Below are 16,109 nucleotides of genomic sequence, written 5' to 3' on the forward strand. Positions count from 1 at the left end.
GTCACTGCACCAGTGTGGCGGTCAGGCTTTCGGGCCAGGGCGCTGCCGGGTCGAGATTGACATAGGCGATCCCTGGCAGGCCAGTCTTGACCTGCTGGATGTATTTCTTAAGCAAAGTCTCGGGAATCTTGGCCTTGACGCGGAACATCAGTTTCTGCCGCTCCTCGTCGGTTTCCACGGTCTTGGGCGTGAACTGCGCGACATCGGCGACGAAACTGACCTTGGCCGGGATGGTATAGGCTGCGGCGGCATCCAGCACGATGCGGGCTTCACTACCGAGCGCGATGCGCCCAACCTCTGCCGTCGGCAGGAAGAAGGCCATGTAGACATCGGAGAGATCGACGATGTTCAAGACGCGACCGCCGGCGCCCAAGACTTCGCCAAGCTGGGCAACGCGGTACTGCACGCGGCCATCCCTCGGCGCCCTGAGCGTGCTGTCGGCAATGTCGGCGTCTATGCTTTCGATTGCAGCCGCGGCGGCGGCAACGGCCGCTTCGGCATCGATCACCTGGGCCCGGGCCGCACCGATCGCCGCCTCCGAGGCCGCCACCTGAGCTTTCGATGCGGCCAGTGCCGCACGGGCGCTTGCGGCTGCAGCACGTCCGTCATCAACCACCTGCTGGCTCGTGGTGCGACTTTCCATCAGCCGTTCCGTGCGGGCCAGTGTGGTTTCTGCTGAGTTCAACTGAGCTTCGCGCTGGGAAACCGTCGCAAGGGCGGCCTCGCGCTCGGCCTCCCGCTGGGCAACAATGCTTCTGGCGGTATCGACGGCAACGAGGGTGCGGCGATGTTCAGCCACGGCCTGACGGCGATGTGCATCGAGCTGGTTCGTTTCCATCAGGGCCAGCACCTGCCCGGCGCTGACGAAATCGCCTTCGTCGACGAGAATGTCTTTCACCCGGCCGCCGGCCTTTGCGGAAATGTCGATTTCCACTGCCTCAATGCGACCATTGCCGTGCGCGATATTTGCCGGCAGGCCGTCACCTTCAAAGGTCTTCCAGCCATAATAGGCCCCGCCGCCCACCACGATCATCAGCAATGCGACCAGCCAGCCGCTTTGACGCTTTGCCATCCGCCATCTCCGAGATCCGCCTGCCATCGCCGGACATCGGCTTCTCCAGGACGGCATAGACATAGACGCCTGGACGGTCAGCGAACTTGATCCACGTCAATTAGAGATTGCTTCGCCCGATCGTTTCACCTCAGCAAAACGCCGCCCCGGCGAACCGGGACGGCGTCTCTCTGGCGCAACGAACCATGCGTCTAGAAACCGCTGGCAAGCCGGCGGCGAAGATCGTCGATATCGGGGGTGGCCCGCTCCTGAAGCCGCCGTTCCCAGGCAAGCGCCGTGTTGACGATGACGCCCAGATCGTCATAGCGCGGCATCCAGTCCAGAACCTGCTTCGCCAGTGCGGAGTCCGCCACGACGAGCGGCGCATCGCCGGGACGGCGCGGCGCGTAGTCGACCTGGAAATCGGCGTTGGTGGCACGACGCACCGCTTCGATGATGTCGAGCACCGAATATCCCTTGCCGTAGCCGCAGTTGGCCACCAGGGGCCCGCCACTCTTTCGCAAGTATCGCAACGCCTGGAGATGTGCATCCACGAGGTCGTTGATGTGAATATAGTCCCGCACACCCGTGCCATCTGGGGTGTCGTAGTCAGTGCCATAGACAGACATTGAGGACCGTTTGCCGAGTGCTGCCTCACAGGCCACCTTGAGCAGATGCGTGGCACCGACGGCCGAATTTCCGGCGCGCCCCTGCACATCGGCACCGGCGACGTTGAAATAGCGCAGCGCCACGTAGCAGAGACCATGGGCACGCGCCGTATCGCGCAGCATCATTTCGCTCATCAGCTTGGACTGCCCATAGGGCGATTCCGGCCGCAGTGGCGCATCCTCCCGCACCGGCAGCGGCTTGTCCGGCAGACCGTAGACGGCCGCCGTCGACGAGAAGATGACCTTGTCGATCCCCGCCTTGACGGCGGCCGACAGAAGACGGCGGGTGTTTTCGGTATTGTTTTCGTAATAGCTCAGGGGATTGGCGATCGATTCCGGAACGACAATCGAGCCTGCAAAGTGGATGATCGCCTCAATATCGTTCTCGGCGAAGATCTGCTTGAGGACAGTCGGCTTGGCTATATCGCCGAGGTAGAAGCGCGCCTGGGGCGCGACCGCCCAACGAAAGCCCGTGGACAGCCGGTCGACCACGACCACCTCTTCCCCGGCATCGAGGAGAGCCCATACCATATGGCTGCCGATGAAGCCTGCGCCACCTGTCACCAAGATCGCCATGACTTTTCTTCCCGTGTTTTTCTTATCGGGACATGAAAAGCACGCGCATCTTACGGAGTGCTTATCGAAAGCCTCCAAGCCACTGAAACGGCTCAGATATTCGAATTCTTCGTAAAGTTCGAGTAAGCCGTTTCAGTCAAATTTTATCGATTCACCATCCGATCGTTTCGGGAGATCAGAGCGCCTTGATATAGCCGCTGAGGCGTTCGGCTGCGTCTTCGATATGGGCGGGGTTGCGTAGGAAGCAGGCCCTTAAGAACGGCAGGCCACCCTCGCCGAACGCCGTGCCCGGCGCCATACCGACGCCGGTCTTGTCGACGATATCAAGGGCTGCCTTGCGGCTGTCGGTGATGCCGTCGATTTTCAGGAAGGCATAGAGCGCTCCTTCCGGCTTCAAGGTCTCGACCCTGTTGGTGGCGATCAGGGCATCGCAGAGGATGTCGCGCGAGGCGGTGGCGCGCGCAATATTCTCCCGTATGAAATCGTCCCCCTGATCGAGGGCCACGACCGCACCGCGCTGCATGAACTGCGCGACGCCCGAGGTCGAATACTGGATGAGGTTTTCGAGCACCTGACCGATTTCCGGCGGGGCAACAATCCAGCCGACGCGCCAGCCGGTCATCGACCAGTTCTTCGAGAAGGAATTGGCAAACATCACCTTGTCGCCCTCTTCCATCACATCGAAGAAAGACGGCGCCCGTTCGGATGCACCGTAGTAATAGAGCGCATAGATTTCGTCGGCGAGGATCCAGATGCCATGGCGGCGGGCGATCTCGAGGATTGCCTTCAGGTCTTCGCGCGTCGCCGTCCAGCCAGTGGGATTCGACGGCGTGTTGATGAAGAGCGCCTTGGTCTTCGGCGTAATCGCCTTTTCCAGCCGATCGAGATCGAGCATCCAGCGACCGTCGGTGAAGGAAAGCGGAACGCAGACGGACTTAGCGCCAGCGAGATCGATCGCCGAGACGATGTTCGGCCAGCAGGGCGAGAGGTAAATCATCTCATCGCCGGGCGAGGTCAAAGCCTGGACGGCAAGCGCAATGGCCTGCATGCCCGAAGCCGTGACGTAAAAATGTTCGACCGGCAGATCGACAGCGAAGTGGCGCTTGTAGTAGCGCGAGAGCGCCTGGCGGAGTTCGGGAATACCGCGCTGCCAGGTGTAGAAGGTCTCCCCACCAAGCAGGGCGCCGCTGGCCGCACGATTGATGAAGTCGGGCGTCGGCAGATCGCCCTCGCCCGCCCAGAGAGGCAGAAGCCCGTCACGACCCCGTGCGTAGTTGATGATCTCGACGATACCGCTTTCCGGTGCGGCGAGCGCGCGGGGGCTGAGACTGTCTAACAGGGCCATGGGAAATTCACTCCTTCGATCGGTGCCGACTGTCTAACCGATCACCGGGCAAAAATCCCATGATATTCCTTGAGGACAAGATCGATCCTGCTGATGGGTTCTGCGATCCGCTGCCGGATCGCAGAGAGGTTTCAGCGGGTCTTGAGAAGGTCGCGGATCTCGGTCAGAAGCATCACGTCAGCCGGCGGCGGAGCGGCTTCGGAGGCCTTCAGCTCTTCCTTTTCCATCGACTTGCGCAGCGAATTCACGCCCTTGACCATCAGGAAGATGATCCAGGCGAGGATCATGAAGTTAATGATAACCGTGATGAAGTTGCCGTAGGCGAAGACGGCACCCTGCTCGCGGGCGGCGGCCAGCGTGTTTGCCGTGACATTGCTGCTCAAAGGCAGGAAATAATTGGAAAAGTCGAAGCCGCCAAAAATGAAGCCGACAACCGGCATGACGATGTCCTCGACCAGCGAACTGACGATCAGACCGAAGGCGCCGCCGATGATCACGCCAACGGCAAGGTCCATGACGTTGCCGCGGGCGATGAATGTCTTGAATTCGTGTAGCATATTCCCCTGCTCCTAAATGGTCCGAGAGTCACCGGCGCAGAACCGGTCCAAGATCATGGTTAATCAATTTTCACGCTTTCGAAAATGGTAATTCGGCACACGTCGCCATTCCCTTTCGACTAAGGTCAATATTCGAAACGATTTCAAAAGACGCCGACATGCCCTAAGGTTCCGGCTCGGGCGCAGTCGAGGAGGAAAAGGTGTTCCCAGGCTGGATCATCGTTGCGTCAGCGATCGGTTACCTGTTGCTCCTGTTTGCCGTTGCGAGCTACGGGGACCGGAAGACGCGCGTGCACGGTGTTCCTGCCGGGGGACGGCCGGTCGTCTATGCGCTCAGCCTCGCCGTCTATTGCACGTCCTGGACCTATTTCGGCGGCGTGGGCCTTGCCGCCGAGCACGGCCTCGAATTCATGGCGATCTACATCGGTCCAATCCTGATGTACACGCTCGGCATGCCGATCCTGAGGCGGATCGTCGAACTCGCCAAGACAGAAAAGATCACCTCCGGCGCTGACTTCGTGGCGGCACGATACGGCAAGAACCCCGTCGTCGGCATGCTGGTCACCGTGATCTATCTGGTCGGCATCATCCCCTATATCGCGCTCCAGCTGAAAGCTGTCTCGAGTTCGGTTGCGGCCGTCATGGATCCGACCGCCTACGGCATCGGCACCGGCAATCTCTACTTTATCGACCTGCCGCTGATCGTCGCCTTCATCCTTGCCTGCTTCGCGGTGATCTTCGGCACGCGCCATACGGATGCGACAGAGCACCAGGACGGCCTGATCCTTGCCATCGCCATGGAATCGGTCGTCAAGCTCATTGCCTTCTGGACGCTCGGCGTCTTCGTCATCTGGGTGATGTTCGATGGACCTGCCGATCTGTGGCAGAAGGCCGTGGAGAGCGAGGCGGTCATGGCCGCACTGACGCATGAAACGCCGCCCAGCCGTTGGCTGCTGTTGATTGCGCTTTCGGCCTTCGCGATCATCATGCTGCCCCGGCAGTTCCACGTTACCGTGGTCGAAAACCGTACACCCCGGGAACTGAAGCTCGCCGGGATCCTGATGCCAATTTACCTGATCGCCATCAACATCTTCGTTTTGCCGGCGGCAATCGCCGGTGTGCTGATGTTTGGCGGCAGCGGCGATGCCGATCTCTACGTGCTCTCGCTGCCACTTGAAGCTGGCTCCGGCTTCGTGTCGCTTCTCACCTTCATCGGCGGCTTCTCAGCCGCGACCGCCATGGTGATCGTCGCCTCCGTGGCGCTGGCGATCATGGTGTCGAACGACATGGTCCTGCCGATCTTCCTGCGGCAAAAGCTGGTGGGGCGACCCAGCCAACGCGAGGACTTCGCCAAGACGCTGCTGCATATCCGGCGCACGGCGATCTTCGGCGTCCTCCTGCTCGGCTATGTCTACTTCCGCTCCGCCGACAATACGACGGGGCTCGCCAAGATCGGCCTGCTCTCCTTCACCGCCATCGCGCAGATCGCACCGGCCATGTTCGGCGGCTTGATCTGGCGACGGGCCAATGCACGTGGCGCAATCGCCGGGCTCACCATCGGGTTCTTGGTCTGGGCCTATCTGCTCTTCCTGCCGAGCCTCGGCGCCGAAGATCACTCCTGGATCGCGTCCGCAGTGCTGGGTTTCCTGTTGCCCGGTCTATCGATGTTCGAGCCGCAATATGCGGATCCGCTGGTCAATGCGACAATCTTCAGCCTGCTGATCAACACACTCGCCTTCGTCATCGGTTCGCTCAGCCGCAATCCGCGCCCAGTGGAGCGCATCCAGTCGGCGATCTTCATCAAGCGCCAGCCCCGCTCCAACTCCGCAACCCGGGGATGGAAGACGAGTGTCGCCGTCGGCGACCTCAAGGCTGCGATTGCCCGCTATCTCGGCAATGAGCGCATGGAGCGGTCATTCCGGTCCTACGAGCAGACGGTCGGCCGCAAACTCGCCGACGACAGTCCGGCCGACATGGCCTTCATCCATTTTTCCGAACAGCTGCTCGGCAGCGCGATCGGTTCGTCTTCGGCGCGGCTGGTCCTGTCGCTGATCCTGCAGAAGGCCGAGGATCCATCGGCCGATACGGTCTGGCTGCTCGACCAGGCCTCGGAAGCACTGCAATACAATCAGGACATGATGCAGACGGCACTCGCCCAGATGGAGCAGGGGATCGCCGTCTTCGACGCGTCCGACCGCCTGACGATCTGGAACCGGCGCTTCCGCACGCTGCTGGACCTGCCGGAGCATGTCGGCCAAGTCGGATTTCCGCTGCTCGACATGATCGCCATTCTGGCGCAGCGAGGCGATGTTCCGGCCGGTGACACACAGGCTGTGATCCGAAGCTTCCACCAGTTCGACAGGCCGTTCCAGATGGTGCTGGCCGGTGGACAACGGATCATCGAAGTGCGCTGCAACCTCATGCCCGACAAGGGCCTGGTCGCGACTTTCAGCGACATTACCTCCCGAGTTGAGGCTGACCAGGCCCTGAAGCAGGCCAATGAAACGCTGGAACAACGCGTCAGCGAACGCACTGCCGAATTGACACGGGTGAACCATGCACTGGCGGAGGCCCGCGCGGCAGCCGACGAGGCCAATATCGGAAAAACCCGCTTCTTTGCCGCGGCCGGCCACGACATCCTGCAGCCGCTGAATGCCGCGCGGCTCTATTCCTCGTCACTGGTCGAGCGGCTCGGCGATTCCCAAAACAGCGCGTTGGTCGGCAATATCGATTCCGCTCTAGAATCGGTCGAGAGCATTCTCGGTGCCGTTCTCGACATTTCGCGTCTGGACACCGGCGCGATGAAGCCACGCTTTTCCAGCGTGCCGTTGAACAGCCTCTTGCAAAGGATCGAAACCGACTTCGCGCCGATGGCTCGAGAAAAGGACCTCAAGCTCGTGGTGATGCCGACAACACTGTCGGTCCGCTCGGATCCGACCCTGCTGCGCCGCCTCGTCCAGAACCTTGTTTCGAACGCGATCAAGTACACGCCGTCAGGCCGCGTCGTGGTCGGGGCCCGGCGTCAAGGCGACAAGGTGGTGATCCAGGTGACGGATAGCGGCATCGGCATCCCCTCGTCCAAGTTTCGCACCGTGTTCAAGGAGTTCGCGCGGCTCGAAGAAGGCATGCGCACAGCATCCGGTCTCGGCCTCGGCTTGTCGATCGTCGACCGCATCGCCAAGGTGCTGCAACACCCGGTGGAACTCGCCTCGAAGCCTGGCAAGGGTACGACGTTCAAGGTTGTCATGCCGCTCGACGTCGCAAAGCCGGCCGCCCAGGGCGTCGTATCGATCGATGCCGGCAGTCGCTCCACGCCGGCGCTGCAGGGCTTCCGGGTGCTGTGCATCGACAACGAGCCGAAGATCCTCGAAGGCATGCAGCTTCTCATCTCCGGTTGGGGTTGCACTGTCGAATGCGCAGGCTCGATCGCCGAGATGGACGAACTGATCAAGTCCACCAAGGCTCCGGATCTGGTCATTGTCGACTACCATCTGGACGATGGCAGCGGCATCGGGGCAGTTCTCAGGCTAAGAGCACTGACACAGGCCGACATCCCCGCTCTTCTGATCACAGCCGATCGCTCGGCGGAGGTGCGTGCGGAGGCCGAGCGCCATTCGATAACCCTGCAGCACAAGCCGGTGCGGCCTGCTGCGCTTCGTGCCTTCATCACGCAGGTCTCCTCGCAACGCAGTGCGGCAGCTGAATAGCTCTGCGGCTAAGTGGGCTTGAGATACCCGATCTCACCAGCTCTTCAGGGCGCGCAGCGTCGGCGTCTTCTTGAAGACGTGATCGTTCATGCGCCCCATCAGACGGTCGAGAAGCGAGACCGCCTCGACCACGGCGGGCCCCTTGTTCAGCATCACGCATTCGGCCCGCGCCGCCATAGCGGCATCGGTCATCTCGCCGCGTGTCGGAATGCCCTGCTTAACCATGTCTTCCAGCACCTGTGTCGCCCAGATGCAGGGCACGGAGGCCGCCTCGCAGATCCAGAGGATCTCCTCCTGCATTTCCGCCAGCCGTTCAAAGCCGATTTCAGCAGCGAGATCGCCACGTGCGATCATCACACCGAACGGCCCGCGCTGGCGTGCCCGCGCGATAAGGGCCGGAAGATTGGTGAGCGCGAGCGGCTGCTCGATCTTGGCGATCAGGCCGAGCTGCCGATCGGTCCTGCCGTGACGAGCGAGGACGTCGTCGAGCAGATCGATGTCTTCCGGTCGACTGACAAAGGAATAGCCGATCAGATCGGCGCATTCGATGACCATCTCAAGGTCGGCTTCGTCCTTGCTGGTCAGCGGCGAAAGCCCGAGCGCGGTGTCGGGAAGGTTGATGCCCTTTTCGGGCTTCAGGCGAGTGCCGCCGGATTTGGTGCGCCGAACGACGATGATCGCCTCCTCCGCTGCGACGCTTTCGACAACCGCTTCGAGCTTTCCGTCATCGTAACGGAGCCGATCACCGACGGAGAGTCGGGTGACCATTTCCGGTAGCGAGACCGCAGCCGAGTGCGGGGCTTTCTCATCGATACGCGGAGCAGCATTTGCGACGAGGCGGACGCGATCACCGATCTGCAGCCTCGGCTTTTTGTCGACCGAGGCCACTTCGCCCGTTCTGATCTTTGGACCGGCAATGTCCATCAGAACCTTGATGTCACGTCCGCAGACGCCGGCGGCTGCCTGGACGAAAGCTGTCATGGTACGCCACGCCTCCGGATCGTCATGGGCGCAATTGATGCGGGCGACATCCATGCCGGCCCGGGCGAGATCGAGAATAAGGTCGGGACTTTCGGCGGCCTGACTGGGCAGCGTCACCATGATTCGCGTCCGGCGGCTAGCCGGCTTTGTGCCAAACAGGTCAACAGTGGCAGCCTCAAGCCGCGCCTCGCCAGCAAAAAAATCTGTTTCCGCCGGCATGGCGGGAGCCTCTGCCCGGACGCCCGAAAGCGATGCCAGCGCATGGATCACGGCGTCGATCGTTGGCAGGACACGGCTCTCCAGCCGGCCCATGGAAGAGAGGCCAAGCGACATGAGGCGCCGTTGCAACAGACGAATATCGTGATGACGCAAAGCAAGGTAATGGGCCAGATTGGCGATCGCCGGATCCGCTTCGCCATTCCCTGACGACAAAAGCGAAGCTCCGTCGAGGATCGCTTGCCTAAGCGTCACCATCTCGGTGTGGATTTCAGCTGCGCGAATGGTGGCGTCGGTGGTCTCTCGCATGTTCATGATCGGCCCTGCCTGGTTGTTGCAGAACCCTAATCCCGGCTTGTTGACAGCCCAATGACAGTCGATGTCGCAGGGATCTCAGAGCCTGAGGCTCCATACGGTGGCGTTGACCACGACACCGGGCTCAGCCACGAGCCTTGCCGCCCTTACCGGCTCAAAGCCAGCAATCCGCTTGGTGCCGGCGACGCGCCCGCCATCGGCAAAAACCTCCAGAGAGCCGTAGTCGAGGAAGACGCGCAGGCGGCGGGCGCCGGCCGCCTTCGCCAGATAGCGCGGACCCGGCGGCTCCTCGGGGCGGTCGAGATAGCCGTACAGGATCTCAAGGCCTTCCTCATGCTGGGCAACGGCCAGGCGAATGTCCGGATGGTCGAACTCCAGGCGGAACGCGCCGCCCGCCTCCAACAGCTCGAAGGTTATTTCGGCAGCGCCATTGGGCAGCTCTATGAGTTGCCCGGACGCCAGCCGCGTACGATCGAGCATGCGCGCGCGCAGGCTTTCGGCCGCGCCAATGGGAGGCGTCAGCAACGTATCTCCTTCGAGAACCAGCGTGCGCGGCAATGTCATCGCAGAGGGAAAATCGACGGTCGGACCGGTATCCGCCCAATTGCCGAGCCAGCCGATGCCGACCGGCGTGTTGCCATCGACGAATGCCTGGAAAGCATAGTTGTCGGTGCCGAAATCGAGTTCGCGGCCGAAGGACTTGGCGAAACTACGGCCGTCGAACCAACCGATATCGATCGTCGTCAGATTATGTCGACCGGTCTCCTTGTCCTCGCCGTTCATCAGGCCATAGATCAGCGCCCAGCGGGTGGCTGGGTCGCGGTAGTCGCCATCCATGGGCAGAAGGCAGGGGCATTCGAGGGCCGAGGTTTGATAGCGCGTCTCGGTGTAGAGCTTGCCGACATAGGCCCAGCCGGCGGCGGCCGTGTTGTCCTCCGTCTGGTAAAGCAGCACCACGCCGCCCGTGCCGCTCTGACTGCCGAGCAGCATTTTCCACAACCCATCCGGACCGCGGAAAACGTAAGGGTCGCGAAAGTCGAATGTCAGGCCTTCGCCATCGGGCCTGCGGGGCAGGAAGACTTCTGCTGCACCCGCGCTGAACAGATCAGTCGATGTCGCCGTCAGCTGGATTTCCTGCTCGGGCATGCGCTCGGCGATCTTCTCCGTGAAGAAAACCCGGATGCCGGGCCCGTCGGTCCGCGCAATCGCCGAACCGGAGAAGGCGCCTCCGCGCTTGTCCGGTCGCACCGTCAGTTCCTCGGAGGGGAAGAGGAAGACCGGCAGATGCCGCCAGCGCAAATAGTCCGAAGAGACGGCGTGGCCCCAATGCATGTTGTTCCAGATGCGTCCATGCGAATAGTGCTGGTAGAAGAGATGCGGGCGTCCTCCGAATCGACCGAAGCCGTTCGGGTCATTCATCCAGCCGAAGGGCGGGCGGAAGTGATATCCATAAGGCAGATCCGGCGGCTCGTTCGACGGATTGGTATGGATGACCGTGATGCCAGTCTCCAGCACGTCCGAAGGCGTGAACCAGTAGGCGACAGAGAGCGACGTAACCGCCATGTCATAGGCGAGGGTGACCGTGCCTCCGCCGAATACCTGATAGATGCGGAAGGAGTTCTCTTCCGCATTCGAAGCCTGCACTTCACCAAACTTGCCATTTACGCTGTACAACGACACCGCCCCCGGCTCTTCCGGCGTCACCGCCTTTAGCCAGAGATGCAGCACGGCGTTCACAGGAAGTTCGACTTCGATAGCCCTGTAGTGATCCGGTATGCCGGTCGCTGTCGTCATGCAGGTATCCCTTTTCTTTCTAGGCCAGCGCTCAACGGAAGGAGCTACGTGGCTGTTCCATGCCTCGCTGTCACAGAGGCTTCAGAAAACCGTCATGGCGGCTTCACTCGAAGCGCCTATTGCGGCGAGAACGACACTGAAGATCGGAGCCCTGCTCATGCGTCTCGCCGTTCTCGTCCTCGGACTGCTTCTGACCCTCGTCACGGGGGCTGCAAGCCTCGCCCCCATTCCTCCGTCTAACCGTGCGGCCCTCATTCATGAGCGTCTGACCGAGGCCAACCTCAATCGTGATCATGTCATGGTCGTGGCCCATCGCGCCGGCTGGAAGAAGGATGGCGTGGTCGTTCGCGCCGAAAACTCGTTTGTCGCCATCGACCACGCCGTTTCGACCGGGGTTGAAATGGTGGAGCTCGATGTGAGGCGTTCGAAAGACGGCACCCTTGTCATCATGCATGATGAAACACTTGATCGCACCACCAGCTGCCAGGGAAAAGTGGTCGAGTTCACCCTTGCAGAGCTTAGAACCTGCCGGCTCTTGGTCGAGGGAGACCGTCGCCCGACAGACGAACATGTCTTCACGCTCGAAGAAGCAATGCTGCATGCGCGCGGCCGGATCCTGATCAACATCGACAACAAGCTCGAGCCGGAAGCCCTGGTGGAAGTCGCGGATCTCGCCCGCAGCCTCGGTATGAGCGACGGCGTGCTTCTGAAGATGGCAGTGTGGAATGCCGAGCGGCTGCAACTCGCTCGCGACATCCGCCGCGCCATCGGGGCCGAGTTCGCTTTCATGCCGATCCTCGCCGATGACGCCGTGACCGAGCCCGCATTCATCGACCGTACCCAATCAGCGCTCGGCGCACCGGCCGCCGAGCTTGTCCACTGGTATCGGGATTCATCGGAGCCGATCACCTCGGATGGCGGACCTCTGCTCTCGCCCCTCGCCCGCGCGGCTGCGGTCCGCAACAACACCCATCTTTGGATCAACACCTATCCGATCACCGATCGCCCTGAGGGCATGGTGGCGGGGGGACGCGGCGATTATCTCGCACTTTCGACAGGGCGACCGGAGGATGTCTGGGGCTTCTTCATCGAACGGGGCGTGACCATCATCCAGACGGACGAGCCGGAAGCAGTTATTGCCTGGCTCGACGCGCAGGGGCTGCGGCGGTCGTATGAGCTGACGAACTGAAGCTTCACACAAGACCCGAACGAAAAAAGGCGGCCTGCGGGCCGCCTTTTCCAATTCATTCAGGACCTAAGCTCATGCGGCCTTAGCGGCTTCGCCGTAGGGGTCGAAGCGGCCGTAGAAGGTTTCACCCTTGGCGGCCATGTCCTTGAGGAGCGGCGTTGGCGTGAAGTGCGGGCCGTAGTCTTTGGCGAGGCGTTCGCAGAGTTCCACGAAGGTCTTCACACCCATGCCGTCGATATAGGACAGGGCACCGCCGGTGTAGGGTGCAAAACCGAAGCCCAGGATCGAGCCGACATCGGCTTCGCGCGGGTCGGTGACAATGCCTTCCTCGACGGTGCGGGCAGCTTCCAGTGCGATAGTTGCGAGGAAGCGTTCCTGCAATGTCTTGACGTCGACGGCTTCCGGCTTCTGCTGCGGGTAGAGATCCTTCAGGCCCGGCCAGATATGCTTCTTCGCGGGCTTTGCCGGATAGTCGTAGAAGCCCTTGCCGTTCTTGCGGCCAAAGCGCTCTTCTTTTTCGACCATGCGGGCAACCAGCTCCATGTGGCGCGGGTCAATCGCCTTCTCGCCGAGGTCAGCAACGGTTGCCTTCAGGATCTTGTAGGAGAGATCGATCGCCACTTCGTCGTTCAGCGCCAGCGGACCGACCGGCATGCCGGCGAACTTTGCGGCATTCTCGATCATGACCGGCGGCACGCCTTCGATGAGCATGTTGTAGCTCTCGGACATGTAGCGCAGGACGCAGCGGTTGACGAAGAAGCCGCGCGTGTCGTTGACGACGATCGGGGTCTTCTTGATCGCGGCAACATAATCGAGGGCCACCGCCAGCGCCTTGTCACCCGTCTCCTTGCCGAGAATGACTTCGGTCAGCATCATCTTCTCGACCGGCGAGAAGAAGTGGATGCCGATGAAATCGACCGGGCGCTTGGAGTTTCCGGCCAAGCCCGTGATCGGCAGGGTCGAGGTGTTGGAGGCAAAGATCGCGCCTTCCGGCAGCACGGCCTCGACCTTTTCGATCACGGCCTTCTTGACGTCGCGGTCTTCGAAGACGGCTTCGATGACGAGATCGGCGTCGGCCAGCGTGCCGTAATCATCTGAGGGCGTGATCAGTGACAGGAGCTTTTCACCCTCGTCCTTGGTCAGCTTTCCCTTACCGACGGCACCGGCAACGAGGCCTTCCGAATGGGTCTTGCCCTTGCCGGCAGCTTCCATGTCGCGGTCGATCAGCACGACATTGATGCCGGCAGCGGCTGTCACATAGGCGATCGAGGCGCCCATGAAACCGGCGCCGACGACGCCGACCTTCTTGATCTCGGACTTCGGCTGACCCGCCGGGCGGCGGGCACCCTTGTTCAGTTCCTGCATCGAGACGAAGAGCGAGCGGATCATCGAATAGGCTTCGGTGGTCTGGACGATCTCGGTGAAGTAGCGCTGCTCGATCCTAAGGCCCGTGTCGAAGGGCACCTGCAGGCCTTCATAGACGCTCTTCAGGATGGCGAGTGCTGCCGGATAGTTGCCGGCGGTTTCGCGGCGCATGATCGCGGAAGCGGCCGGCCATAGCTGGGCTGCGGCCGGCGTCCAGATGCCACCGCCGGGAACCTTGAAGCCCTTTTCGTCCCAAGGGGCGACAGGCTTCAGACCGTCCTTGATCATCTGTTTCGCAGCGTTGATCAGTTCGCCTGGCTCGACGACCTGATGCACCAGGTTCATAGCCTTGGCGCGAGCTGCCGACAGCGTCTGACCGGTGGTCATCATCTGCAGGGCGTCCTGCGTGTTGGCGAGGCGGGCAACGCGCTGCGTGCCGCCGGCGCCCGGGAAGATGCCGACCTTGACTTCCGGCAGGCCGATCTTGACCGACTTGGCGTTCGACGCCACGCGGCCATGGCAGGCGAGCGACAGTTCGGTTGCGCCGCCCATGCAGGTGCCGTTGATGGCGGAGACCCACGGCTTGCCGTTGGTCTCGATCTTGCGCCACAGCCAGGTCATGCGACCGGCGGCGTCAAAGAGCTTCTGGACAGCGGCGGCCGGATCCTTGGCCTTTTCCTCTTCGAGCATGGAGAACATGCCCTTGATCATGGTGAGATCGGCGCCGCCGGAGAAGGAGGACTTGCCCGAGGTGAAGACCACACCCTTGATGCCGTCATCAGCGACGGTCTGGTCGAGGATTTTCTCGATCTCGTCCATCACTTCCACGGTGAAGACGTTCATCGACTTGTCTGGCATGTCCCAGGTGACGAGGGCAATGCCGTCTGCGTCAGTCTCGATGGTAAAGTTCTTGTAGGTCATGATGGGATTCCTCTTCCCTGAAATTCGATGTTGCGAGGAGCATCCCCCTCACCCGGCCTCTGCTTGGCTCGGCCACCCTGTCCCCGAGGGGAGAGGAGGATTGGCCAGCGCTGCGGCGACCACTCTTCTCCCCAGCGGGGAGAAGGTGCCGGCAGGCGGATGAGGGGGAGCTTCCCCCTCAAACGCGCTCGATAACCGTCGCCGTACCCATGCCGGCGCCGATGCAGAGCGTGACCAGCGCGGTGTTCAGATCGCGGCGTTCCAGCTCGTCCAGCACAGTGCCGAGGATCATCGCGCCGGTGGCACCGAGCGGATGGCCCATGGCGATCGCGCCGCCGGCGACGTTCATCTTCGAATGGTCGACGTTGAAATGCTGCATGAAGCGCAGGACGACGGCGGCGAAGGCCTCGTTCAGTTCGAACAGGTCGAAGTCGGAGATCTTCATGCCGGTGCGCTTCAGGAGCTTTTCCGTCACGTCAACCGGGCCGGTCAGCATGAGCGCTGGGTCGGAGCCGATATTGGTGAAGGCGCGGATGCGCGCGCGCGGCTTCAGACCCATCGCCTCACCGCCGGCCTTGGAGCCGACGAGAACGGCAGCAGCACCATCAACGATGCCGGACGAATTGCCGGCATGGTGGATGTAGTTGATGCGCTCGATTTCCGGATGGGCCTGGATGGCGACGGCTTCGAAGCCCCCCATTTCGCCGGGCATCTGGAAGGAAGGATTCAGGCTTGCCAGCGACTGCATGTCGGTGCCGGGGCGCATGTGTTCGTCGCGGTCGAGAATGACGAGGCCGTTGCCGTCCTTCACCGGGATGACGGACTTGGCGAAGTTGCCGGCAGCCCAGGAGGCGGCGGAGCGCTTCTGGCTCTCGACGGCATAGGCGTCGACATCGTCGCGGGTGAAGCCATACTTGGTGGCGATCAGGTCGGCAGACACACCCTGCGGCATGAAATAGCCGGGGAAGTTGACCGAGGGGTCCATGTACCAGGCACCGCCCGACATGCCCATGCCGACGCGGGACATGCTTTCGACGCCACCAGCGATGACGATGTCATCGGAGCCTGCCACGACCTTGCCGGCGGCGAGGTTGATCGCGTCGAGACCGGAGGCGCAGAAGCGCGAGATCTGGATGCCGGGGGCGGCGAAGTCATAACCGGCCTCGAAGGCGGCAGCCTTCGGGATCACGGCGCCGGCTTCCATGACCGGATCGACGCAGCCGAAGATGATGTCATCGACGGTCGAGGTGTCGAGGCCGTTGCGGTCGCGCAGTGCTTCCAGTGTCTTGGCGGCCAGACGGGGGGTCGGCACTTCGTGCAGCGAACCGTCCTTCTTGCCGCGCCCGCGGGGCGTGCGCACATGGTCGTAAATGAAGACTTCAGTCATCGTCTCTCTCCCTTGGGCGCACGGGGGCGCCGGAATT

Annotated in this window: 10 protein-coding genes; 2 read left to right on the forward strand and 8 right to left on the reverse strand. The window is 61.9% G+C overall.

The annotated features are described in order from the left end of the window. Nucleotide 1: 1 nt before the first annotated feature. The 4 genes from SJY08_RS15915 to mscL all read right to left on the reverse strand — a co-directional run bounded on the left by SJY08_RS15915 (nucleotide 2) and on the right by mscL (nucleotide 4,197). Nucleotides 2-1,072, reverse strand: coding sequence for an HlyD family secretion protein (locus SJY08_RS15915; protein ID WP_377276830.1), 1,071 nt, complete (start codon nucleotides 1,070-1,072; stop codon nucleotides 2-4). A 191-nt stretch (nucleotides 1,073-1,263) separates the two neighbouring features. Then, on the reverse strand, nucleotides 1,264-2,295 hold the full coding sequence (gene galE / locus SJY08_RS15920; protein WP_377276832.1) for a UDP-glucose 4-epimerase GalE: 1,032 nt from the start codon (nucleotides 2,293-2,295) through the stop codon (nucleotides 1,264-1,266). A gap of 175 nt (nucleotides 2,296-2,470) precedes the next feature. Beyond that, nucleotides 2,471-3,640, reverse strand: a complete 1,170-nt coding sequence (locus SJY08_RS15925; RefSeq protein WP_377276834.1) for a pyridoxal phosphate-dependent aminotransferase — start codon at nucleotides 3,638-3,640, stop codon at nucleotides 2,471-2,473. Between the two features lie 131 nt (nucleotides 3,641-3,771). Beyond that, the gene (gene mscL / locus SJY08_RS15930) at nucleotides 3,772-4,197 is read right to left on the reverse strand and encodes a large conductance mechanosensitive channel protein MscL (RefSeq protein ID WP_300890618.1); all 426 of its coding nucleotides are present in this window, start codon (nucleotides 4,195-4,197) and stop codon (nucleotides 3,772-3,774) included. 200 nt (nucleotides 4,198-4,397) lie between these two features. On the opposite strand from mscL, the gene SJY08_RS15935 reads away from it, so the two are divergent. Further along, entirely contained in the window at nucleotides 4,398-7,904 is a 3,507-nt protein-coding gene (locus tag SJY08_RS15935; RefSeq protein ID WP_300890617.1) for a PAS domain-containing hybrid sensor histidine kinase/response regulator, read from the forward strand. Between the two features lie 33 nt (nucleotides 7,905-7,937). On the opposite strand, the gene SJY08_RS15940 is transcribed toward SJY08_RS15935, so the two are convergent. Beyond that, entirely contained in the window at nucleotides 7,938-9,416 is a 1,479-nt protein-coding gene (locus SJY08_RS15940) for a pyruvate kinase (RefSeq protein WP_377276837.1), read from the reverse strand. 78 nt (nucleotides 9,417-9,494) lie between these two features. Continuing rightward, nucleotides 9,495-11,210: a GH32 C-terminal domain-containing protein gene (locus tag SJY08_RS15945; protein ID WP_377276839.1), complete on the reverse strand. Its 1,716-nt coding sequence runs from the start codon at nucleotides 11,208-11,210 to the stop codon at nucleotides 9,495-9,497. A 94-nt stretch (nucleotides 11,211-11,304) separates the two neighbouring features. Between SJY08_RS15945 and SJY08_RS15950 the strand changes: the two genes are divergently transcribed. Beyond that, on the forward strand, nucleotides 11,305-12,399 hold the full coding sequence (locus tag SJY08_RS15950) for a glycerophosphodiester phosphodiesterase family protein (RefSeq protein WP_377276841.1): 1,095 nt from the start codon (nucleotides 11,305-11,307) through the stop codon (nucleotides 12,397-12,399). 72 nt (nucleotides 12,400-12,471) lie between these two features. On the opposite strand, the gene SJY08_RS15955 is transcribed toward SJY08_RS15950, so the two are convergent. Continuing rightward, nucleotides 12,472-14,688, reverse strand: coding sequence for an FAD-dependent oxidoreductase (locus SJY08_RS15955; protein WP_300890645.1), 2,217 nt, complete (start codon nucleotides 14,686-14,688; stop codon nucleotides 12,472-12,474). A 175-nt stretch (nucleotides 14,689-14,863) separates the two neighbouring features. Then, nucleotides 14,864-16,072: an acetyl-CoA C-acetyltransferase gene (locus SJY08_RS15960; RefSeq protein ID WP_113377099.1), complete on the reverse strand. Its 1,209-nt coding sequence runs from the start codon at nucleotides 16,070-16,072 to the stop codon at nucleotides 14,864-14,866. Nucleotides 16,073-16,109: the final 37 nt, after the last annotated feature.

Origin of the sequence: Rhizobium sp. R86522, assembly GCF_042466255.1 — a bacterium.
Classification (GTDB): Bacteria; Pseudomonadota; Alphaproteobacteria; order Rhizobiales; family Rhizobiaceae; genus Allorhizobium.